Origin of the sequence: Variovorax raffinosi, assembly GCF_051216615.1 — a bacterium.
Classification (GTDB): domain Bacteria; phylum Pseudomonadota; class Gammaproteobacteria; order Burkholderiales; family Burkholderiaceae_C; genus Variovorax.
Map to the genome: position 1 here is coordinate 158,521 of NZ_JBPJZR010000007.1, position 21,021 is coordinate 179,541.

The following is a 21,021-nucleotide window of genomic DNA, read 5'->3' on the forward strand; positions in this document are numbered from 1 at the left end:
AGTGATGAATGAATGGGAGTGAACAGGCCGGTGCGCTCAGTGCGAGCCGAGGTACGCCGACTTCACCTTGGGGTTGTCGAGCAGCTCGCGCCCGGACCCTTCGAGCGTGATGCAGCCGGTTTCCAGCACATAGGCGCGGTCGGCCACGCCCAGCGCCTGCTTGGCCATCTGCTCGACCAGCAGGATCGTCAGGCCCGAGCTGCGCAACTGGCGGATGGCATCGAAGATGTCCTTGATGATGAGCGGCGCCAGGCCCAGCGAAGGCTCGTCCAGCAGCAGCAGGCGCGGCTCGCTCATCAGCGCGCGCGCAATGGCCAGCATCTGCTGCTCGCCGCCCGAGAGCGTGCCCGAGGGCTGGTCCTGCCGCTCCTTCAGGCGCGGGAAGCGCGCGAACTCGCGTGCCAGGGCGGCCTCGATGAAGGCCTTGTCGTTGCGGCGCGAGTAGGCGCCCAGCAGCAGGTTCTCGCGCACCGTCTGGTCGGGGAACACGCCGCGGCCTTCGGGCGACAGCGCCACGCCCAGGCCCACGCGCCTGTGCGCGGGCACATGCGTGCAGTCGTTGCCGTCGATCAGCACGCGGCCCTCGGCCACGGGCTCCAGCCCGACGATGCTTTTCAGCAGCGTGCTCTTGCCCGCGCCGTTGGCGCCGATGATGGTGACCACCTCGCCCGCGCGCACTTCCAGGCTCACGCCCTTGACGGCCTCGATGGCGCCGTACGAGACCTTCACCGATTCGATTTTCAACATGATGGGTCCGGTCTTTCTGCTCAGGCGGGCATGGCCGTGGCCAATGCCTCTTCTTCTTCGTCGTCGACGCCCAGGTAGGCCTCGACCACGCGCGGATTGGCCTGCACCTCGGCGGGCTTGCCCTCGGCGATCTTGATGCCGTAGTCGAGCACGATCACGTGGTCCGAGATCGACATCACCAGGTCCATGTGGTGCTCCACCATCAGGATCGACACGCCGCACTTGCCGATGCGCAGCAGCAGCTCGCCGAGTTCGGCGGTCTCCTGCGGATTGAGGCCGGCGGCGGGTTCGTCGAGCAGCAGCAGTTGCGGCTCGGTGGCCAGCGCGCGCGCCAGTTCCACGCGGCGCTGCAGGCCGTAAGGCAGGCTACCCGCGGGCCAGTGCGCGAGATGGCCCAGGTCCACCAGGTCGAGCAGTTGCAATGCGCGGTCGCGCGTCGCCTGCTCCTGCTTGCCGGCTGTCGGCCATGCGACCAGCGACGACAGGAAGCCGTTGCTCATGCGGCTGTGCCGGCCCAGCATCACGTTGTCGAGCACCGAGAGGTCCGCGAACAGCCGCAGGTTCTGGAAGGTGCGGCCCATGCCCAGGCAGCAGATGGTGTGCGCCGGCTGGCCCACGATGTTCTGGCCCAGGAAGCGGATCGATCCGGCATCGGGCTCGATCACGCCGGTGAGCATGTTGATCATGGTGCTCTTGCCCGCGCCGTTCGGCCCGATCAGCGCGTGGATGTGGCCGCGCTGCAGGCGGAACGACACGTCCTGCGCGGGCTTCACGCCGCCATACGACTTGGTCACGCCCTGCACCACCAGCAGTTCGCCTTCGCCGCCGGGGCCGATCTGCCCGGGCACGCCGCTGTCGCCCGTGCCTTCGCCGCGATGACGCGGCTTCATGAACCACTTGTTGAACAGGCCCACCACGCCGCCCGGCATGACGTACAGCGCGAACAGCAGCAGGAAGCCATACAAGAAGTGCTGCGCCGACGGCCAGCGCGCCAGCAGCGCGTCGGTCAGCGTGAGCAGCACCGCACCCACCAGCGGGCCGTACATCGAGCCCGCGCCGCCGAACAGCACCAGCAGCAGGATGAAGATCGACAGGTGGAAGGTGATGAAGTCGGAGTTGATGTACTGGTTCTGCTGCGCGACCAGCGCGCCCGCGATGCCGCAGGTGACGGCCGCGACCACGAAGGCCATGACCTTGGCGCGGTACACGCGCACGCCCACGGAAGACGATGCGATCTCGTCCGCCTGCAGCGACAGCAGCGCGCGACCGAAGCGCCCGTTCAACAGGTTGCGCAGCAGCAGGTGCAACGCGGCGCACAGCACGATGCCCAGAATGACCCACTGCGTGGTGTCCAGCGGCGCGCCCTTCCAGGTGAGCGGTCGAATGCCGTAGATGCCCTGCGCGCCGCCGAACACGTCGGTCCATTCGCCCACGAGCTTCTCGACCACGATGCCGAAGGCCAGCGTGACCATCGCCAGGTAAGGGCCCTTCACGCGCAGCGACGGCAGCGCGATGAGCACGCCGCACAGGCCCGAGATGACGGCGGCCAGCGCGAGCGCGAGCCACGGGTCCATGTCAGTGCGCGAAGTCAGCAGCGCGACGCCATAAGCACCGGCCGCGAACAGCCCGGCCTGCCCGAGCGATTTCTGCCCCGCGTAGCCGACCAGCACATTCATGCCGGCCGCGCACAGGTAGTAGACGCACATCATGAAGGCGATGCGCAGGTAGTAGTCGTTGCCGAGCATCGAGACGATGCCGATCAGGACGGCCGCCGCCAGCACCACGCCGGCGGGATGGGCGAAGCGCTTCATACCTTCTCCACCGTCTTGCGGCCGAACAGGCCGGTGGGCCGGAAGGCCAGCACCAGGATCACGAGCGCGAACACCGCCACCTCGCGCCACTGCGCCTGCCAGAGGTTGACCATCGACTCCAGCACGCCGAGCAGGAAGCCGCCGATCACGCAGCCGCGCGGATTGCTCAGGCCGCCGATCATCGCGCCCGAAAAACCCTTGAGCCCCACGGTCAGCCCCATGAAGAGCGACGCCTGCGCGATGGGCGCGAGCAGAAAGCCCGAGAGCCCGGCCAGCGCCGAACTGACGACGAAGGCGCCGATCATCATGGCGTTGGTGTTGATGCCCATGAGGCTGGCCACGTTGCCGTTCTGCGCCACCGCGCGCATCGCCTTGCCGACCATGGTGCGGTTCATCACGCGGTCGAAGCCGAACATCACGACCACGGCCACGCCCAGCGTCAGCAGTTCCTGCGGACGCACGCCCACGCCAAACATGCGGATCACGGTGTCGCCCACGGGCGCGGGCACCACCACGGGCTTCGGCCCCCAGATGGCCAAGCCCACGCTCTGCAGGATCACGCCGAAGCCCAGCGTGCTCATCACCCACGCCATGCCGGGGCGGCCCGCGAACGGACGCACGCCCAGCACATAGAGCAGCCAGCCCAGGAACCCCATCACGCCGAGCGCGGCCACGAGCGCGAACAACTGCGCGCCCGCGCCGGGAATGGCGTCGCCGAAGGTCGTGGAATCGAAAGGCTTGCCCAGCACCAGGAACAGCGCGCTCATGCCGATGAAGGCACCGGCCGAGACGAACTCGCCGTGCGAGAAGTTCAGCGTCTTGGTGGTCGTGAACGTGATGCTGAATCCGAGTGCCACCAGCGCATAGGCGCCGCCGACGGCGAGCCCGCTGATGAGCGCCTGCAGGAGGGCTTCAACCATGGTGTGTATCTCCGTTTCGGGACGAGGCGGGGCCGCGCGAAGGCAGCTCCGCCCTGTCTCCTTTTTCTTTTCTTACTGCTTGAAGTCGGCCGGCTTGAGCGCGCCGATCAACGCGTCGCTGTAGGGCAGCAGCTTGCCGTCCTTCCAGCGGATCCAGACCAGGTCCTTGGCGGTCAGGGCTTCATGGTTGGTCTTGCTGAAGGGCTTGTCGTAGGTCTTGAGCACGCCCTGCACCGGCGTCTTCAGGTCTTCGAGCGCGGCACGCACGGCGGCGCCGTCGGTGCTGTTGGCCTGCTTCATGGCCTGCGCCAGCAGTTGCATCGAGTCATAGCCATGCAGCGCGAACGAGAACGAGCCCGGTGCCTTCAGCTTGCTGCCGATGCGGTCGAACAGTTTTTGCTGCGCGGGCGTGCGGGTCTCGCTCACGGTTCGCATGAAGATCGGCTTCTCGGCCAGCGCCTTGCCGGCTGCGTCGTAGAAGGTGATGTTGTCGGCGGCCCACGAGGTGAGCGTCAGCGGGAAGTAGTTGATCTTCTCCATGCTGCGCACCAGTTGCGCGATGGGCGTGCCCTGCGCCCACACCACCACGGTGTCGACGTTGGCGGCCTTCATCTTGCTGAGCTGCGAGGTCATGTCGGTGTCGCCGACGCCGAAGCGCTCGGTGGCCGCGACCTTGATGTCCTGCAGCTTGGCGATTTCTTCCATGTCCTTCAGGCCGCCCTGGCCGTAGCCGGTGGTCTCGGCCATCAGGCCCACCACCTTGGAGCCGGCGGTGTTCTTCTTCACGTAGGCCATGAGCGCGGCCACCTGCTCGCGGTCGACCATCGAGACGCGGAACATGTAGTTGTCGGCGCCGGGGCTCATCGGCTTGGTGATGTCGGTGCCCGAGCCCACGTTGCCCAGCACCGGAATCTTCTTCTGGTTGGCGATGTGCTTCCACGCCATCGCGTTGCCCGAGTTGGTGGGGCCGAACACCGCGACCACCTTCTCGTTGTCGATCAGGTCGCTCATGTTCTGGATCGACTTGGGCGGTGCCGACACGTCGTCGCGCGTGACCAGCGCGAGCTTCATGCCGAGCACGCCGCCGGCGGCGTTGATGTCGGCAATGGCCGCTTCCATGCCGAGCACCGCGGCCTGGCCGCTCTGCGCCGAGGGCGAGGCCGAGAGGTCGCCGTTGTAGCCGAGCTTGATGTCCTGCGCCGACGCGGTGGCGGCGAAGGCCGCGAATGCGGCGGTCGCAAGCAAGGTCTTGTACAGACGGATGGTTTTCATTTTTTGTCTCCTGATGGATATGACGAACGAGGAAGCGGAAAGAAAAACGAACGCGGGAAAGACTCAGACCGCGAGGAAGCCGCCATCCACCGGCAGCGTGATGCCGGTGACATAGCGCGACATGTCGCTGGCCAGGAAGATCACCGGGCCCACGAGGTCTTCGGTCTGGCCGACGCGGCCCATGGGGATGCGCGTCATGAACGATTCGAGGCGGCCCGGGTTGTCGCGCGTGGCGGCGGTCATCGGCGTTTCGATCACGCCCGGTGCGAGCGCATTCACGCGCACACCGGCCGGTGCCAGCTCTTGCGCCAGCGACTGCGTGAGCATCTTGATGGCGCCCTTGGAGGGCGAGTAGCCCAGGCTCGCGCCCTGCCCCGCATACGCGGCGATCGAGGCGATGTTGATGATCGAGCCCTTGGTCTGCTTGATCGCGGGGATGAAGGCCAGCGTGGTGTTGAAGGTGCCGTGCACGTTCACGTCGATGGTCTTCTTCCAGTTGGCCGCTGCGTGGGGGCTGGCGGTGGTCTCGCGAATGATGATGCCGGCGTTGTTGACCAGCAGGTCGATCGCGCCGACCTCTTCGCCGACCTTCGCAGCCAGCGCGTTGCAGGCCTCGGGCGAAGTGACGTCGAGCACGAAGGACCAGGCCTGCGCGCCTTCGTCGCGCACCAGTTGCGCGGTCTCGCGCACGGTGGCGTCGTTCATGTCGGTCACGATCACGCGGGCACCTGCTTGCGCCAGGCCGAGTGCGAGCGCGCGGCCGTTGCCTTGTCCGGCGCCAGTGATGAGTGCAAGGCGTCCTTCGAGCAGGCGAGGCGCGACGTTGACGGGAAAGGCCATCGGTGGCTCCTTCTTTGGAATGCGTTGATCGGGTGGGAAACGAAGCTCAGGCCTTGCGGCTCAGCGGCACGGCTTCGCGCTGCTCGACCTTGAGCTGCACCGTCGCCAGGGCCTCGGCCTGTGCGAGCTGCAGGCCCGCCACGTAGCCGAAGGTCAGTGCCGGGCCGAGCGTGATGCCCGCGCCGGGGTAGTTGCCGCCCATCACGCTGGCCGCGTCGTTGCCGACCGCATAGAGGCCCTTGATCGGCTGGCGGTTGGCATCGAGCACGCGGGTCTTCTCGTCGGTGACGAGGCCGGCGAAGGTGCCGATGTCGCCGATCACCAGCCTGATGGCGTAGTACGGGCCGTTTTCCAGCGGCGCGACGCAGGGGTTGGGCGTGACGTTGGCGTCGCCCTGGTAGCGGTTGTAGGCCTTGCTGCCTTTGCCGAAGGCAGGGTCGTCGCCGGTGCGCGCGCCCTTGTTGAACTCCTGCACGGTGGCTTCGAGCGTGGCCGGTGCGATGCCGATTTCTTTCGCCAGCTCGCCGATGCTTGCGCCGCGCTTGAGGTAGCCGCTCTTCAGGTGGCGGCCGATGGGCAGCGGCGACGGTGCGACGCAACCCAGGCCGTAGTTGCGCAGTGCCTTGTGGTCGCACAGCAGCCAGGCCGACACCTCGGGCTCGCCTTCGCAGGCCTTGACCATCGCCTGCACGAAGTCGTGGTACGAGTTGCCTTCGTTGGCAAAGCGCTTGCCCTTGGGCGTGACCGCGATCACGCCGGGCTTGGCGCGGTCGATGAAGTGGGGCATCACGCCCTTGCTGCCGTCGGGGCGCGTGGTGACCGATGCGGGCACCCAGGCCGCCGCGTGCGGAATGGTGCCGTCGACGCGGCCGCCCACGGCTTCGGCCAGGCGCAGGCCGTCGCCGGTGTTGGTGGACGGTGAAGGCGAGTAGTGCTCCTTGCCGGTGGGCGCATGCGGAAACAGTTGCTTGCGGCGCTCCACGTCATAAGGAAAGCCGCCGCAGGCCAGCACCACGCCGCGCCTGGCGACGATGCGCACGCTCTTGCCTTCGTGCTGCACGACCGCGCCGGAAACGCCGTCGTACTCGACCACGAGCTTCTTCACGGGCGAGGACAGCCACACGGGAATGTCCAGGTCCATCGCGGCCTTGGCCAGCCGGCCGGCCAGTGCATTGCCGTTGGTCAGCGTCATGCCGCGCCCGTGGCCCAGCACGTCGAGGAAATGGCGGGTCAGCCGCTTGGTCACGTACCAGAACGAGGTCGGCGACTTGAAGGCCCGCATGAAGTGTTTGATCTCGGGGCCCGAGCCCAACATCATCCCGAACACGGTGAGTTCGGGCAGCGGCGGCGCCAGCAGCTTCACGCGCTTGCCCAGTTCGCGGCCATCGAACGGGCGCGTGACCATCGAGCGCCCGCCCGGCTGGCCGCCGGGCGCTTCGGCGTGGTAGTCGGGAAACACGGCCGGCATGTCGAACTGCACGCAGGTCTTGCGCGTGAAGAAGTCGATGGCCTTGGGGCCCATGTCCAGGAAGGCACCGACGCGCGCCGCGTCGAAATGCGTGGTGGTCTCGTGCCGCATGTAGGCGAGCGCGGCGCCTTCGGGTTCGTGGATGCCCTGCTCGGTGGCCAGGCGCGTGCCCGGAATCCACAGCCAGCCGCCCGAACGCGCGGTGGTGCCGCCGAAGCGCGGCTCCTTGTCGACCACCAGCACCTTCAACCCCTGCGAAGCCGCCGTGATGGCGGTGGACATGCCCGAGGCGCCGCTGCCGACGACCAGCACATCGCATTCAAAAGTGTTCTGTTCCATCTCTGCCTGTCTTGCCTCTGTGTGTACGACTTAAGTTGCGGCGGAGTTTATGGAGCGATGTTGATATGGTCAAGTCGTTTAGTTACTATCAGATGATCAGTCATCGTCGATTGATCATGACAATATCAGTGAAAACCCTGATGGCTATACTCGCCCCCACTCTCAACCCCCACGCCGGGCGCCCCATGGAAAAGCCAAGACGTGGCATTCAGTCAGTCGAAATCGGAACGCAACTGCTGGTTGCGCTCGGCCGGCATGTCGCGCCCATGGCGCTGCGCGACCTCGGCAAGTCGGCGGGCATTCCGGTCGGCAAGGCGCACCCTTACCTCGTCAGTTTTCTGAAGGTCGGCTTTGTCGTGCAGGACAGCGCGGGCCGCTACGAGTTGGGCCCGCTGGCGCTGCAACTGGGCCTGGCCAAGCTGCAGCGGCTGGACCCGATCAAGGAGGCCTCGCCGCTGATCGAGGCGCTCGCGTCCGAGACCGAGCAAAGCATCGCGGTGGCCGTGTGGGGCAACTTCGGGCCCACCGTCGTGCGGCTTGAAGAGCCGATCCATCCGCTGCACGTGAACCTGCGCACCGGCACCGTGATGTCGCTGGCCTACACGGCCACGGGCCGGCTGTTCGCGGCCTACCTGCCGCCCAAGGTGGTCGAAAAGATGATGGTGGACGACCTCGCGCGCCTGCGCGGGCCGGCCGGCGGCCGTGGCGCGGAAGAGCTGTCGCAGTCGCAGATCGAGGCCCTGCTGGTCGAGACGCGGCTGCACGGCATGTCGCGCACGCTGGGCCAGCCGATTCCGGGCATCGACGCCTTCTGCGCGCCGGTGTTCGACTCGACCAACAACCTGGTGCTGGGCATCACGGCAATGGGCCCCGAGGCCACCTTCGACAGCGACTGGGACGGCCGCGTGGCCGTGCCGCTGAGGGCTTGCGCGCTGGAAATCTCGCGCCGTCTGGGCTTCGTGCCTACAACCGGGCAGGCCTGAAGCGACAAAGGTGTAGGCACGCGCTCACGCGCGCGTTTTGCCTTATCCCGCAAGCGGCAGCCGCGGGCGCCGCCACTGTAGAGGCCTACCTACTTCACGGAGACCTCGATCATGAAAAGCATCATCCTCTGGCTTTGCGGCGTGCCACTCATCGTGATCATCGGCCTGAAGGTCTTCGGCATTCTCTGAACTCGAACACCCTTTCCTCCTCGCGACGCATCCGCGTCGTTCGGCGCCTCTCACGGGGCGCTTTTTTTGGTCAGTCCGGTCGATGCGGTCAGTGGGTATCGCGACGCAACTGTTGCACGTCTTCATGAAGCGATTGCGCCCAGACGCGGCGCTCGCGGCCGTGCGAGTCCTGCAGCTCGCCGAAGCGCACGATGGCCAGCAGCGGCGGCGCGCGCAGCGTGTTCCAGAGCGAGGCCACGAGGCTGTCGTCGTCGATGTAGCGCGGCGCCTGGCTGTTCTCGCCGGTGGCCGCATCGGCAAAGCGCAACGCGACCGGGAGCACCGGCGCGCCCGATGAAATGGCCGCCTGCAGCAGGTTCGCGTGGAACGGCAGCAGCCCACGTCCGTCGCTTGTGGTGCCTTCGGGGAACACGCCGATCAGGTCGCCGTTGCGCAGCGCCTCGGTCATGTGGTGCACCACGCGCAGCGCGTCGCGGCGGCGTTCGCGCTCGATGTAGAGCGAGCCCGCGCCCGTGGACAGCGTGCCGATCAGCGGCCAGTGCTTCACGCCCGACTTCGACACGAAGCGCACATGGCGCGCCGCATGGATGGCGGTGATGTCGAGCCACGAGAGGTGGTTGCTGATCAGCAGCACCGGCCCGTCCGCCGGCGGCGTGCCCTGCACCTTGAGCGTGATGCCCATGATCTCCAGCATGCGCTGCGACCATGCCTGCACGCGTGCGTTGCGCTCCTGCTGCGACAGTTCGGGAAAGGTGAAGCGGATCGTCCACCAGCCGACCAGCGCATGCCCCACCGCATGCAGCAGGCGCCCGCAGGCTTTCAGTGAATGCAGCATCTGGACGTGGGCCTTTTTGTTCTTTGACTTGCTTCGGATCTTCAGCCGTGGACGACGCGGCCCGCGACCAGTGTGTGGCGCGCGCGCCCCTGCAACGGATAGCCGGCGAACGGCGTGTGCTTGCCCTGGCTCTTGAGCGCATAGGACTGGACCTGCCATTCGAGCGTCGGCTCGAAGATGCACAGGTCGGCCACGCCGCCTTCGACAAGGCGGCCGATGCCACTGCCCGCATCGGCGGCGGCCAGCAGGCGCGCCGGCGCGCTGGTGATGACTTCGATGGCACGCGCCATGCCGGCGCCGCTGCGTTCGGCCCATTGCAGCGCGAGCGGCAGCAGCAGTTCGAGCCCGGTCGCGCCCGCCTCGGCCTCGGCGAAGGGCAGCGTCTTGGCATCGGCTTCGACCGGCGTGTGGTCGGACACCAGCGCGTCGATGGTGCCGTCGGCCAGCGCGGCCGACAGTGCCTCGCGGTCGCGTTGCTGGCGCAGCGGCGGGTTCAGACGCGCGCGGCTGTCGAAGTAGCCGATGTCGGTGTCGGCCAGGTGCAGCGAGTTGATGCTGACGTCGCAGGTCAGCGGCAGGCCCTGTGCCTTGGCCTCGCGCACCAGCTCGACGCCCCGGGCGCTGGAGATGCGGCACAGGTGCACGCGCGCGCCGGTGCTCTTCATCAGTTCGATGATGGTGAAGATGGCGATGGTCTCGGCCGCCACGGGCACGCCCGCAAGGCCCAGCCGCGTGGCGAGCGGGCCGCTGGCCGCGACGCCCTTGCCGAGGTCGCGGTCTTGCGGGCGCAGCCAGACGGTGTAGCCGAAGGTGCTGGCGTACAGCAGCGCACGTTGCAGCACCTGCGTGTCGGCCAGCGGCACGTCGGCCTGGCTGAAGCCGATGCAACCGGCTTCGGTGAGTTCGGCCATCTCGGTCAGCACGCCACCGGCAAGGTTGCGCGTGAGCGCGCCGAGCGGGAACAGGCGCGCGCACTGCAGCTTTTCGGCGCGGAACTTGAGCATCTCGACCAGGCCGGGCTCGTCGAGCACGGGGTCGGTGTCGGGTGGGCACACGAGGCTGGTGACACCACCGGCAACGGCCGCGGCCATTTCGCTTTCGAGCATGCCTTCGTGCTCGTAGCCCGGTTCACGCAGGCGCGCGGCAAGGTCGACGAGGCCCGGGGCGACGATGCAACCTGCGGCGTCGATGGTGCGGTCGGCCTTGAAGCCGACGGGGGTGTTGCCGATGGCGATGATCTTGCCGTCGACCAGTGCGACGTCGGCCTTCTTGTCGGTGCCCGATGCGGGATCGACGACGCGGCCATTGGTGATCAGTGTCGTTTTCATGCTTCGTTGCCCGCCACGATGCTCATGACCGCCATGCGAACCGCGATGCCGAAAGTGACTTGCGGAAGGATCACGCTCTGCTTTCCGTCGACCACGGCGGAGTCGATCTCCACGCCGCGATTGATCGGGCCCGGATGCATCACGATCGCATCCGGCTTGGCCAGTTGCAGCTTCTCGGGCGTGAGGCCGTAGGTCTTGAAGAACTCCTGCGACGAGGGCAGCAGCGCGCCGCTCATGCGCTCGTTCTGCAGGCGCAGCATGATGATGACGTCGCAGTCCCTGATGCCTTCTTCGAGCGTATGGCACACGCGCACGCCCATGCCGGCCATGTCGCCGGGCACCAGCGTCTTGGGGCCGACCACGCGCACTTCGGCGCAGCCGAGCGTGGTCAGCGCATGAATGTCGGAGCGCGCCACGCGCGAATGCAGCACGTCGCCGACGATCGCGACCGTGAGGTTCGCAAAGTCTTTCTTGTAGTGGCGGATCGTGTACATGTCGAGCAGCCCCTGCGTCGGGTGCGCGTGGCGGCCGTCGCCGGCATTCACCACGTGCACATGCGGCGCGACGTGCTGCGCGATCAAGTAGGGCGCGCCCGACTCGCTATGGCGCACCACGAACAGGTCAGCGGCCATCGCGCTCAGGTTGGCGATGGTGTCGAGCAGCGACTCGCCCTTCGTGGCCGAGGAACGCGCGATGTCGAGGTTGATGACGTCGGCCGACAGGCGCTTGGCCGCGATCTCGAAGGTGGTACGGGTGCGCGTGCTGTTCTCGAAGAACAGGTTGAACACGCTCTTGCCGCGCAGCAGCGGCACCTTCTTCACCTCGCGGTCGCTCACGCTGGTGAAGTTGGCGGCCGTGTCGAGGATGTGGGTGACGATGTCCTTGGGCAGCCCCTCGATGGACAGCAGGTGGATCAGCTCGCCGTTCTTGTTGAGTTGGGGGTTTCGCTTGTAGAGCATCAGCAGGCCTCCCGCCGGGCCGCCCCAAGGGAAGGCCGCGCCCCCTCGGGGGGCAACGAATACACGAAGTGATGAGTGTGGGGGCTCACAAGTTCTCCTCCACCTTGAGGCTGAACGCGCCGCCCTCTGCGCGCGCGAGGGCCAGCAGTTGCGTGTCGGGTAGCGTGAGCGTCGTCGCGGCGAAGTCGGCCGCCACCGGCAGCTCGCGCCCACCGCGATCGACCAGCACGGCAAGCCGCACGCATTCCGGGCGGCCGAAGTCGAACAGTTCGTTGAGCACCGCGCGGATGGTGCGGCCGGTGTAGAGCACGTCGTCGAGCAGCAGCACGTCGGTGCCGTTCACGTCGAAGGGCAGCGCGGTCTGCGCGCTGGCCGACAGGCCACGGCGCGCGAAGTCGTCGCGGTGCATGGCCGACGAGATGATGCCGGGCGTACCGGGCAGGTCCAGGTCTTTCTGCAGCCGCTCGACCAGCCAAGCACCGCCGGAGGTGATGCCGACCAGCTTCGTTTCAGCGCGCATCAGCGTCTTCACGCCGGCCAGCAGCTTCGTGTAGAGCGCTTCGGCGTCGGGAATTGAACTCACGCAAGGCTCCTCAGGAATTGCTCCAGGATGATGCAGGCCGAAGCCGCATCGGCATCGCGTGCGCCCGACGACAGGGCCTCGGTGGTGCTGTAGCGCTCGTCGACCTCGAACACCTGGAGATTGAAACGCCCCCGCAACTGGCGCGCGAACTTCTGCGCGCGGCGGGTGTTCTCGTGCGGTGCGCCATCGGGGTGATAGGGCACGCCGATCACCAGCGCGTCGGGCTGCCATTCCTTGATGCGCGCCTCGACCTGCACGAAGCGGGCGTCGCCCTCGGCCTTGATGGTGGCCTGCGGGGTGGCGGTGGACAGCAGCCGGTTGCCGCTGGCCACGCCCGTGCGCTTCAGGCCGAAGTCGAAGGCCAGGAAGGTCTGGAAATGGGCGGGAACGGCAACGGGAGCAGGTGAGGAAGCGGAAGGGACTGGAGCGTCAGGCATGACCACGACGCTCACGCGTGCCCGGCTTCGGGAGACAGCTTCCAGGCTTCGAGGCCCAGCAGCATCAACGCCTTGTCGTAGCGCTGCTCGACCGGCGTGTCGAAGATCACGGCCGGGTCAGCCCCCACGGTGAGCCAGCTGTTCTCGGCCAGTTCGGATTCGAGCTGGCCTTCGCCCCAGGCTGCATAGCCCAGCGAGACCAGCACCTTGCGCGGGCCCGAGCCGGTGGCCAGGGCCTCCAGCACGTCTTTCGAGGTGGTCATTTCGAGCCCGCCGGGAATGGTCATGGTCGAGGCGTAGACCGATTCCTCGGGCTTCTCGGCGTTGGTGAAGACCGGCTCGTGCAGCACGAAGCCGCGCTCGGTCTGCACCGGGCCGCCCTGGAAAACGGGCGCATCGCCCAGTTCGGGGCGCGACAGGTGCAGTTCGATCTTCTCGAACAGCACCTTGAGGTTGATGTCGCTGGGTTTGTTGATCACCAGCCCGAGCGCACCGCGCTCGCTGTGTTCGCAGAGGTACACGACGCTGCGGTTGAAAGTTTTGTCTTCCATCCCGGGCATCGCTATCAAAAAGTGATGCGTGAGGTTCATCGGGGCAGAATCGGCAGCCATATGCCCCCGATTTTACTGGCCGTCGACAAGACCTATCCCAAAGGGCTCATGTGGTTCCGCCGCGACCTGCGCGTGGACGACAACGCGGCCCTCTATCGCGCACTGCGCGCCTGCCGCCAGGTGGTCTGTGTTTTCGTGTTCGACAAGGCCATCCTGGACACGCTGCCCACCGTCGACAGGCGGGTCGAATTCATCCGCGAATCGCTGGTGGAGCTGCAGGCCGAGCTGCGCGCGTTGGGCGGCGACCTGACCGTGCGGCATGCCGCCGCCGTCCAGGAGATTCCCGCGCTGGCCCGCGATCTCGACGTGCAGGCGGTGTTTGCCAACCGCGACGACGAGCCCGATGCGCTGGCGCGCGACGCCAAGGTGTTCGGCGCGCTGGCCAATGCCGGCGTCACCTTCCACACCTACAAGGACTCGACCGTCTTCGAGCGCGACGAGGTCATGACCAAGACCGGCCAGCCCTACACGGTGTTCACTCCCTACAAGCGGGCCTGGCTGGCGAAGGTCGATGCCTTCTTCCTCAAGTCGTACCCGGTGCGCAGCCACGCCGACGCGCTGGCGCCACTGCCCGAGGCCTACAGGGAGCCGGTGCCGTCGCTGCAGGACATCGGCTTTGCGAAGAGCAACCTCGGGGCGCTGGAGATTCCCACCGGCACGCGGGGCGCCGGCGCGCTGTTCGAGGATTTTTTCGAGCGCATCGACCGCTACGACGCCGCGCGCAATTTCCCGGCCGTGCGCGGGCCCAGCTACATGGGCGTGCACCTGCGCTTCGGCACGGTGTCGATCCGGCAGATGGCCGGCGTGGCGCACCAGTTGTCGCTGCAGGGCGATGCCGGCGCCGCGACCTGGCTGAGCGAGCTGATCTGGCGCGACTTCTACTTCCAGATCCTGGCGCACTTCCCGCATGTGCACACAGGTGGCGAATCGAAGAGCTTTCGCCCCGAGTACGACAAGATCCAGTGGCACCACGGCAAGCACGCCGACCAGCTGTTCGATGCCTGGTGCGAGGGCCGCACGGGCTACCCGCTGGTCGATGCCGCGATGCTGCAGATCAACCAGAGCGGCTACATGCACAACCGCCTGCGCATGGTGGTGGCGAGCTTTCTGTGCAAGGACCTGGGGCTGGACTGGCGGCGCGGCGAGCTCTACTTCGCACAGCACCTGAACGACTTCGAGCTGGCCTCCAACAACGGCGGCTGGCAATGGGCCAGCTCCAGCGGCTGCGATGCGCAGCCCTACTTCCGCATCTTCAATCCGGTGACGCAAAGCGAGCGCTTCGACCCCGAGGGCAAGTTCATTCGCCGCTACCTGCCGCAACTGGCGGGGCTGTCGAACGCGGCGATCCATGCGCCGTGGACGGCATCGCCGGTGGAGCTGGAGGCGGCGGGTATCAAGCTCGGCGAGACCTATCCGGTGCCGGTGGTGGACCATGCCGAGGCGCGCGAGAAAACGCTGCAGCGCTACGGCGTGGCGCGGGCCAAGGCGGTGGCGCAAAAGTAAAGGGGCCCGGCGGGCCCCTTTCTTCTTTCAATGCGCGCCTCGCGCCTGCTCAACTTCAGGCGGCAGCGGCCAGCGCCGGTTCGCTCGTGTACGCACGCACCAGGCGCAGCAGCTCCTCTTCCGAGTAGGGCTTGCCCAGGTAGTGGTTCACGCCCAGCGTGCGCGCGTAGTCGCGGTGCTTCTCGGCGATGCGCGAGGTGATCATGATGATCGGCAGCTCGGCCAGCGCAGCGTCGGCGCGGATGTTGCGAGCCAGGTCGAAGCCGTCCATGCGCGGCATCTCGATGTCCGACAGCACCACGGCGGGCCGTTCCTGCTGTAGGCGTTCGAGCGCCTGCAGGCCGTCGGCCGCGAGCGACACGCGATAGCCTTCGCGCTGCAGCAAACGCTGCGTGACGCGGCGCACGGTGATCGAATCGTCGACCACCAGCACCAGCGGCACTTGCGGTGCCACGGGGGCCAGCACCGGCAGCGGCTCGTGCGGCGCGCCGTGGTCGTCGGCCGCGGCGGCATGCGACACCGCCAGTGCCGCCGCCTGGCGCAAACGCGCCTGCTCGCCATGCACCGAGGCCAGCGCCACCGGGTTGTAGATGAGTGCCACCGCGCCCGACGCCAGCACCGAGATGCCGGCCAAGCCGGGCAGCCGCGCGAGCTGCGGGCCGAGGTTCTTCACCACGACTTCCTGGTTGCCCAGCACTTCGTCCACGTGCAGCGCAACGCGCTGTGCCGCGCTTCGCACGATCACGATGGTGTTGTTCTTGGTGCTCGCGTGCTCGCTGCGGGTCGAAGCCTGCAGCAGCGCGCCGGCCCAGTAGAACGGCACCTGCTCGCTGCCAAAGGGATGGCTGTTGTGCAGGTAGGCCGCTTCGAGGTCGGTCCCGCTCACGCGCTGCACCAGTTCCACCAGGTTCGACGGCACGCCGATCGACACCTCGCCTGCGCGCAGCATCACCACGTGCGTCACGGCGGTGGTCAGCGGCAGCACCAGCTTGAAGGTCGTGCCCTGGCCGGAAGCGCTGTGCGTTTCGATGCGGCCGCCGAGCGCCGCGATCTGCGCGCGCACCACGTCCATGCCGATGCCGCGACCAGAGAGTTCGGAGACCTGCCCGGCTGTCGAGAAGCCGGGCTTGAAGATCAGCTCGGTGGCTTCGTCGGCCGTCAGTTGCTGGTCGTGCCCCAGCAGGCCGAGTGCGCGGGCGCGCTCGGCGATGCGTTGCTGGTCGAGGCCGGCGCCGTCGTCGCGGAAGCTCACCGAGACGTCGTTGCCTTCATGGTGCAGGTCGATCACGATCAGGCCGCTGGCGTCCTTGCCGGCCTTCTCGCGCGTCGCCGCATCCTCGATGCCGTGCGCCACGCAATTGCGCAGCAAGTGCTCGAAGGCGGGCGTCATGCGGTCCAGCACGCCACGGTCCATTTCGATGGAGCCGCCGACGATGTCCAGGCGCACCTGCTTGCCGGTGTCCTTCGACGCCTGGCGCACCACGCGGTAGAGGCGGTCGGAGATGCCCTCGAACTCCACCATGCGCGTGCGCAGCAGGCCGCGCTGCAGCTCGCGCGTCTGGCGTGCCTGCACGCTCAGGTCGTCTTCCGTGGCCTGCACCGTCTTTTGCAGCGTGCGCTGCACGGTGGCCACGTCATTGACCGACTCGGCCATCATGCGGGTGAGTTCCTGCACGCGGGTGAAGCGGTCGAATTCGAGCGGGTCGAAGCTCTGCTGCGAGTCCTTGGCTTGCGCCAGGCGCGACTGCATCTGGCTTTCGGCCTGCACTTCGATGTCGCGCAGTTGCTGGCGCAGGCGGTCCAGGTTGCCGGTGAGGTCGGACAGCGATCCGCGCAGTTGGCCCAGCTCGGCTTCGAGCCGCGAGCGCGTGATGATGACCTCGCCGGTCTGCGCGACCAGGCGGTCGAGCAGTTGGGTGCGGATGCGCACGGCCTGGCCCGATGCGGCACGCAGGGGCGCGAGCAGCGCGGGCGCCGGGCGCGGCTGGAGCATCACCGCGGCCGGTTCGACAGCGCCGGACAGGTCGAGGTCGTCGTCGCTGGTGACCGGCGCCGCCACGGCGTCGTTTGCCGGCACGCCGGCTTCAGGCGCGACCTGCAGCAGCGAGGTGGCCGACGCAGAGGCGGTCGCGGTTGCCACCAGATGGGCCATCTCGACCTGCGTGGCATCGTCCGCCGCGCGCAGCGCGTCGAAGGTGGCTTGCAGGGCGTCCAGGCGCGTGAGCAGCTTCTCGATGTCGGAGCGCTCGGCGCCCTGGGAACCCAGGACTTCGATCTCGGACTCCATGCGGTGCGCGCGTTCGCCCAGGCGCATGGCACCCGCCAGGCGTGCACTGCCCTTGAGCGTGTGCAGCGTGCGCAGCACCGAGGCGCGCGGCGCGCTGTCGTCGGGGTGATGCGCCCACTGGCGCAGTGCTTCGCCAAGTTGCGGCAGCAGTTCGGCGGCCTCTTCCTCGAAGATCGGGAACAGGTCGACGTCGACCGCATCGGCCAGGTCGATGGCGTCTTCGGAATCGTCCAGCGCCACGTCGGCCACGCTGTTGTTGACCACCACCTGGTGCAGCGGCCGCGCGGCTTCCGCGCGCATGGCCACTTCGGTGGGCATCGGGGCTGCGGCGATGTCGCGCAGCGCCTGCAGCGTGCCTTCGGCCGGATCGCGCAGGAAGCCGACGGCGAACTGGTGCAGCAGGCGACGCAGTTCGTCGGCCGCGGCGACCAGCACCACGCCCTGTTCACGCGTGCCGCTGCCCTGCATCTGCAGATGCTGCAATGCCGATTCGAGCAGGCGGGCCATGCCCGACAGGCTGTGGAAGCCGACGGTGGCCGAGCTGCCGGCCAGCGAATGCGCCAGCGCGACGGTGGAATCAGGCAGGCGTTCGTGCGATTCGAGCGCCCACTCGCCGACGTCGGTGGCCAGTTGGCGGGACCATTCGTCGGCTTCGTTGAGGTAGACGTTGTAGAGCGCGATGCCGATGCGCAGCGGGCCGATCACCTTGACCTGGTCTTCGGCGCTGGCTGCGGCGGCGGCTTCTTCCGCTGCTGCTGCGGCGGCCGTTTCTGCGGCGGCTGCTGCTTCTGCTTCTGCCGCTGCATGTTGTGCAACCGCCTCAGGTGCCTCTTCGGCAACCTCGAGGGCAAGGGGCAACTCGGCGGGTGCTTCGACCGGCGCTGCATGCACTTCGACCGGAGCGACCACCTCGGCGGCGATCGGTGCGGGCTCTGGCTCGGGCACCGGTTCAGGTGCCAACTGCAGTTCGGGCTCCGGTTCGGCGACCGGCTCTTCGTGCGGCGGCTCTGCCGCCTCGATGACTTCGACCTCGCCAGCTTCCACGGGCAGCGGCTCGGGCACCCATTCCAGATCGGGCAGACCGGTGGCGGTCGGCACAGCGGCTTCGATGGTGGGCTCGGGTTCCGGCTGGGCCGCAACAGGCTCCGCGCGCGCCGGCGTCTTCGGGGGCGCGAGGAAATCGAATTCGTCGCCACTGGGCAATGTCAGCAGCGGGGCCGGCTCGGTGTCGTGCTTGGCCTCGAAGTCGACGAAGTCGGTCGATGCGAAATCGTCGTCGGTCTCGGGCGCGGCCGGCTTCTCGGGCTCTTGCCACGCCACCATTTCGATGGCCGGCTCGGGTGCCGCGACCGGTGCGACGGGCACAGCAGGCGCAGAGGGCGACTCAAGGAACGACAGGTCGGGCAAGTCCGGCAGTTCCGACAACGGCGCCGGTGTCGGCGCAGCCACGGGTGCGGGCGCTTCGGCAGCGATGTGGCGCGCGGCGACCGCCAGGGCCTCCGCGTCGGCCAGTCGCACCGGCGCGGGCACCGGCTCGCCGGCCAGCAGGGCTTGGGCCACGCGGTTGAACGGCGCGGCCTGCCACGCATGCGGTTGGCCCGAGGCGATGGCTTCGACCCATTGGCTGAATTCGCGCAGCGTTCTTTCGGTGCCGGACAGCAGTTCGGGCGTGGCGTCCCGCTGGTCGGCCAGCCAGGTGTTGACCACCTGTTCGAGCGACCAGGCGGCATCGCCGAAGTCGGTCAGGCCGACCATGCGCGAGCTGCCCTTGAGCGTGTGGAACGCGCGACGCAGGATGGTGAGCTCTTCGACGTCGTCGGGGTGGCCGCCCAGTTCGGCGATGGCGGCCAGGCCGTTTTGCACCACTTCGCGGGCTTCGTCGAGAAAGATGTTCTGCAGGTCGTCTTCTTCGAGCTCGGTCACCTCGGTGTCGGGCAGCGAGCTCGGGCCGGCGATCTTGGAGGTCCAGCTTTCGGTCTTGCGGCTGAACTCCTCGATCGGCGACACCTTGGCCTTGCGGCTGGGCGTGGCGAGCGCGGCGAGTTTCGAAGCGATCTGCGCGTCGACTTCCTCGATGCTGAGCACGCTCTCGGCAACCGGTGCCGGGCTCGGCGCGGCGCTGTCGGCGGCCACGCTGTCGGTGGCCTGGCGGCCCATGAGCGGCTTGAGCTCACCGGCTTCGGCGTCGAACACGAACAGGCGCTTGGCCAGCGCGGGCTGGTAGCCCAGCATGTCGATCAGGAAACCCAACGCGCCCAGGTTGTTGCCCAGCGCATCGAAGCCGGCCATTTCTTCGGCCGGCGAGGTGCTGACCAGCATGGCTTCGACGTCGTCGCGCATGCGCTGCACGGTGTGCGCGGCCTGTTCGAGGCCGAGCACGGAGAACACGCCGCGCATCTGCATCAGTTGCGTGGGCACGGTGCGCAGCAGGCCCTTTTCGGCGGGGCGGCGGAAATATTGGTCGAGCGACTTTTCAAGTTCGCTCAGGTGGCTGCGCAGCTCGTCGACCACGGTGCCCATGGTCTGGCGATCGCTCACGCGGCGATACAGGTCCTCCATCCACGGCTCGAGCGGCTCGGAATGGCCGCCCGCGCGCACGCGTTCGATGCGGCCGGCGAGTTGCAGGGTACGGGCGGTGAGCTGCGGATCGCTCGGATCGAGGTCTTCGAGCGCGGCTTCGAGGTACAGCACCGAGGTGGCGACTTCCATCGCGAGCTCGGTGTCGGGCGCCTGGCTGGAGCGCACGGACGCCTCGACCGCATGGGTCAGCGCCTGCACCATCGGCAGGCTCGGCGGATGCAGCTTCTGCAGCGATTCGCCGAGCTGCGCGAAGGTGTCGGCCACCTGGCGCGTGCGGGTGATGTCGCCGCCCGAGAGCGCCGACCACATTTCCTTGGCGGTCTCGATGCGCTTGCGCGCCTGGGCGAGCACCAGCGGATCGAATCGGCCGAACTGCTCGACGGTGTAGTCGATGAACGGTTCGCTCGCGATGCCCCAGGCGCTGCGCACGGTGCGCAGCGTGGTGGCGTCGTCGCGCGCGGTGGGCACGGCCTGCGCGCAGAAGAACAGCAGGTCTTGCCCGAGGCGGTCGGACACCACGCTGTCGCCGCGCGCGAGCGTGGCGTACTGCAGCAGCACCCGCGTGGCGGCACGCTTCACGTACGCGTCGGCGGGAATGAGGTTCAGCGCGAGGGCTTCGAAGAAGCCCGCGGCCAGGGTCCAGAAGCTGGCGACGCGGGGCAGCAGCGCGCCGCGTCCGAGCCCCAGGCATGTGGCATTCAGCCGCCGCGCAGCCAGCGTGTCGCCGCTCTTGACCACTTGCAGCACTTCGCGGTCGAGCTGCGAACGCACGGCCGGGTCATAGGCAATGGCCGCCTGCGTCAACGCGGGCTTGACCTCGACCCAGCGCCACGCGGTGCTCCAGAGGTCGGCCGGATGCACACGCTCGTTGCCGACCAGTTCCAGCACGTCGCGGTACTGCGGAAACAAGGCCACCGACGACACGGGCTTGCCGGCCAGCAGGGCGTTGAGGAAATCAGTGACGGCAAAGCCGGCACGCTCGATCTTGTGCACCGCGCTGTCGGTGCAGCGTTGCGGATCGGCAATGAAGCCCTGCACCGCGAACTCGATGGCGCCGAGCACCAGCGCGGGCGAGGAATGTCCCACCATCTGCAGGGCACCCACGGCCTGGTGCAGTTGCTGGCGGGCCATTTGCAGCGGGCCGCTTTCGGGCTCCGCCGCCGCGCCCACGTCGCGCACGAAGCGCCGCAACGACTTGCCTACACCGTCGAGGGATTTCTGGATTTCTCCCAGCACCCAGGCCAACGGCCCAAGATCTTCGGTGGCCGGCATGTTGCCGGCGAGGGGGGCCGTGGCAGGGGTTTGGATCGACACGTTGGGTGCTCGCCG

At 67.8% G+C, this 21,021-nt stretch carries 15 protein-coding genes; 2 read left to right on the plus strand and 13 right to left on the minus strand.

The genetic code is table 11. From position 1 onward, the window contains the following. Positions 1–36 precede the first annotated feature (36 nt). From ACSFB7_RS21350 to ACSFB7_RS21375, 6 genes are all read right to left on the minus strand, one after another. On the minus strand, positions 37–747 hold the full coding sequence (locus tag ACSFB7_RS21350) for an ABC transporter ATP-binding protein (protein WP_435473703.1): 711 nt from the start codon (positions 745–747) through the stop codon (positions 37–39). Positions 748–767: 20 nt separating this feature from the next. Then, complete coding sequence (locus ACSFB7_RS21355) at positions 768–2,558, minus strand: branched-chain amino acid ABC transporter ATP-binding protein/permease (protein ID WP_124458586.1); 1,791 nt, start codon at positions 2,556–2,558, stop codon at positions 768–770. After that, positions 2,555–3,478 carry a branched-chain amino acid ABC transporter permease gene (locus tag ACSFB7_RS21360; RefSeq protein ID WP_435473705.1) on the minus strand — a complete coding sequence of 308 codons (924 nt, stop codon included), beginning with the start codon at positions 3,476–3,478 and terminating at the stop codon, positions 2,555–2,557. The genes ACSFB7_RS21355 and ACSFB7_RS21360 overlap by 4 nt, the downstream gene beginning before the upstream one ends. A 72-nt stretch (positions 3,479–3,550) precedes the next feature. Continuing rightward, positions 3,551–4,750, minus strand: coding sequence for an ABC transporter substrate-binding protein (locus ACSFB7_RS21365; protein ID WP_435473707.1), 1,200 nt, complete (start codon positions 4,748–4,750; stop codon positions 3,551–3,553). A 63-nt stretch (positions 4,751–4,813) separates the two neighbouring features. Then, positions 4,814–5,590, minus strand: a complete 777-nt coding sequence (locus ACSFB7_RS21370; protein WP_435473709.1) for an SDR family NAD(P)-dependent oxidoreductase — start codon at positions 5,588–5,590, stop codon at positions 4,814–4,816. A 46-nt stretch (positions 5,591–5,636) separates the two neighbouring features. Then, positions 5,637–7,397, minus strand: a complete 1,761-nt coding sequence (locus ACSFB7_RS21375) for an FAD-dependent oxidoreductase (RefSeq protein ID WP_435473711.1) — start codon at positions 7,395–7,397, stop codon at positions 5,637–5,639. 185 nt (positions 7,398–7,582) lie between these two features. On the opposite strand from ACSFB7_RS21375, the gene ACSFB7_RS21380 reads away from it, so the two are divergent. Further along, complete coding sequence (locus ACSFB7_RS21380) at positions 7,583–8,380, plus strand: IclR family transcriptional regulator (protein ID WP_435473713.1); 798 nt, start codon at positions 7,583–7,585, stop codon at positions 8,378–8,380. A 277-nt stretch (positions 8,381–8,657) separates the two neighbouring features. On the opposite strand, the gene ACSFB7_RS21385 is transcribed toward ACSFB7_RS21380, so the two are convergent. The 6 genes from ACSFB7_RS21385 to ACSFB7_RS21410 all read right to left on the minus strand — a co-directional run bounded on the left by ACSFB7_RS21385 (position 8,658) and on the right by ACSFB7_RS21410 (position 13,322). Further along, positions 8,658–9,404, minus strand: a complete 747-nt coding sequence (locus ACSFB7_RS21385; protein WP_435473715.1) for a lysophospholipid acyltransferase family protein — start codon at positions 9,402–9,404, stop codon at positions 8,658–8,660. 41 nt (positions 9,405–9,445) lie between these two features. After that, positions 9,446–10,732 carry a dihydroorotase gene (locus tag ACSFB7_RS21390; RefSeq protein ID WP_435473717.1) on the minus strand — a complete coding sequence of 429 codons (1,287 nt, stop codon included), beginning with the start codon at positions 10,730–10,732 and terminating at the stop codon, positions 9,446–9,448. After that, a complete protein-coding gene (locus tag ACSFB7_RS21395; protein ID WP_025569812.1) occupies positions 10,729–11,691 on the minus strand; it encodes an aspartate carbamoyltransferase catalytic subunit in 963 nt (320 codons plus the stop codon). The genes ACSFB7_RS21390 and ACSFB7_RS21395 overlap by 4 nt, the downstream gene beginning before the upstream one ends. A gap of 85 nt (positions 11,692–11,776) precedes the next feature. Further along, entirely contained in the window at positions 11,777–12,274 is a 498-nt protein-coding gene (gene pyrR, locus ACSFB7_RS21400) for a bifunctional pyr operon transcriptional regulator/uracil phosphoribosyltransferase PyrR (RefSeq protein WP_435473719.1), read from the minus strand. Further along, positions 12,271–12,711 (minus strand): Holliday junction resolvase RuvX, encoded by a 441-nt coding sequence (ruvX, locus tag ACSFB7_RS21405; RefSeq protein ID WP_435473721.1) that lies wholly within the window; start codon positions 12,709–12,711, stop codon positions 12,271–12,273. The genes pyrR and ruvX overlap by 4 nt, the downstream gene beginning before the upstream one ends. Positions 12,712–12,722: 11 nt before the next feature. Further along, positions 12,723–13,322: a YqgE/AlgH family protein gene (locus ACSFB7_RS21410; RefSeq protein WP_435473722.1), complete on the minus strand. Its 600-nt coding sequence runs from the start codon at positions 13,320–13,322 to the stop codon at positions 12,723–12,725. Between ACSFB7_RS21410 and ACSFB7_RS21415 the strand changes: the two genes are divergently transcribed. Continuing rightward, positions 13,323–14,825 carry a cryptochrome/photolyase family protein gene (locus tag ACSFB7_RS21415; protein ID WP_435473724.1) on the plus strand — a complete coding sequence of 501 codons (1,503 nt, stop codon included), beginning with the start codon at positions 13,323–13,325 and terminating at the stop codon, positions 14,823–14,825. 55 nt (positions 14,826–14,880) lie between these two features. Here ACSFB7_RS21415 and ACSFB7_RS21420 read toward each other — a convergent pair whose 3' ends face one another. Then, on the minus strand, positions 14,881–21,006 hold the full coding sequence (locus tag ACSFB7_RS21420; RefSeq protein ID WP_435473726.1) for a hybrid sensor histidine kinase/response regulator: 6,126 nt from the start codon (positions 21,004–21,006) through the stop codon (positions 14,881–14,883). Between the last annotated feature and the right edge of the window lie 15 nt (positions 21,007–21,021).

Excerpts from the sequence above, each read along its gene's own strand:
- ACSFB7_RS21415 (WP_435473724.1), top strand. The coding sequence starts at position 13,323 with ATGCCCCCGATTTTACTGGCCGTCGACAAGACCTATCCCAAAGGGCTC.
- ACSFB7_RS21375 (WP_435473711.1), bottom strand. The coding sequence starts at position 7,397 with ATGGAACAGAACACTTTTGAATGCGATGTGCTGGTCGTCGGCAGCGGC.
- ACSFB7_RS21370 (WP_435473709.1), bottom strand. The coding sequence starts at position 5,590 with ATGGCCTTTCCCGTCAACGTCGCGCCTCGCCTGCTCGAAGGACGCCTT.
- ACSFB7_RS21355 (WP_124458586.1), bottom strand. The coding sequence starts at position 2,558 with ATGAAGCGCTTCGCCCATCCCGCCGGCGTGGTGCTGGCGGCGGCCGTC.
- ACSFB7_RS21395 (WP_025569812.1), bottom strand. The coding sequence starts at position 11,691 with ATGCTCTACAAGCGAAACCCCCAACTCAACAAGAACGGCGAGCTGATC.
- ACSFB7_RS21365 (WP_435473707.1), bottom strand. The coding sequence starts at position 4,750 with ATGAAAACCATCCGTCTGTACAAGACCTTGCTTGCGACCGCCGCATTC.
- ACSFB7_RS21350 (WP_435473703.1), bottom strand. The coding sequence starts at position 747 with ATGTTGAAAATCGAATCGGTGAAGGTCTCGTACGGCGCCATCGAGGCC.
- ACSFB7_RS21390 (WP_435473717.1), bottom strand. The coding sequence starts at position 10,732 with ATGAAAACGACACTGATCACCAATGGCCGCGTCGTCGATCCCGCATCG.
- ACSFB7_RS21380 (WP_435473713.1), top strand. The coding sequence starts at position 7,583 with ATGGAAAAGCCAAGACGTGGCATTCAGTCAGTCGAAATCGGAACGCAA.
- ACSFB7_RS21360 (WP_435473705.1), bottom strand. The coding sequence starts at position 3,478 with ATGGTTGAAGCCCTCCTGCAGGCGCTCATCAGCGGGCTCGCCGTCGGC.
- ruvX (WP_435473721.1), bottom strand. The coding sequence starts at position 12,711 with ATGCCTGACGCTCCAGTCCCTTCCGCTTCCTCACCTGCTCCCGTTGCC.
- ACSFB7_RS21410 (WP_435473722.1), bottom strand. The coding sequence starts at position 13,322 with ATGGCTGCCGATTCTGCCCCGATGAACCTCACGCATCACTTTTTGATA.
- ACSFB7_RS21385 (WP_435473715.1), bottom strand. The coding sequence starts at position 9,404 with ATGCTGCATTCACTGAAAGCCTGCGGGCGCCTGCTGCATGCGGTGGGG.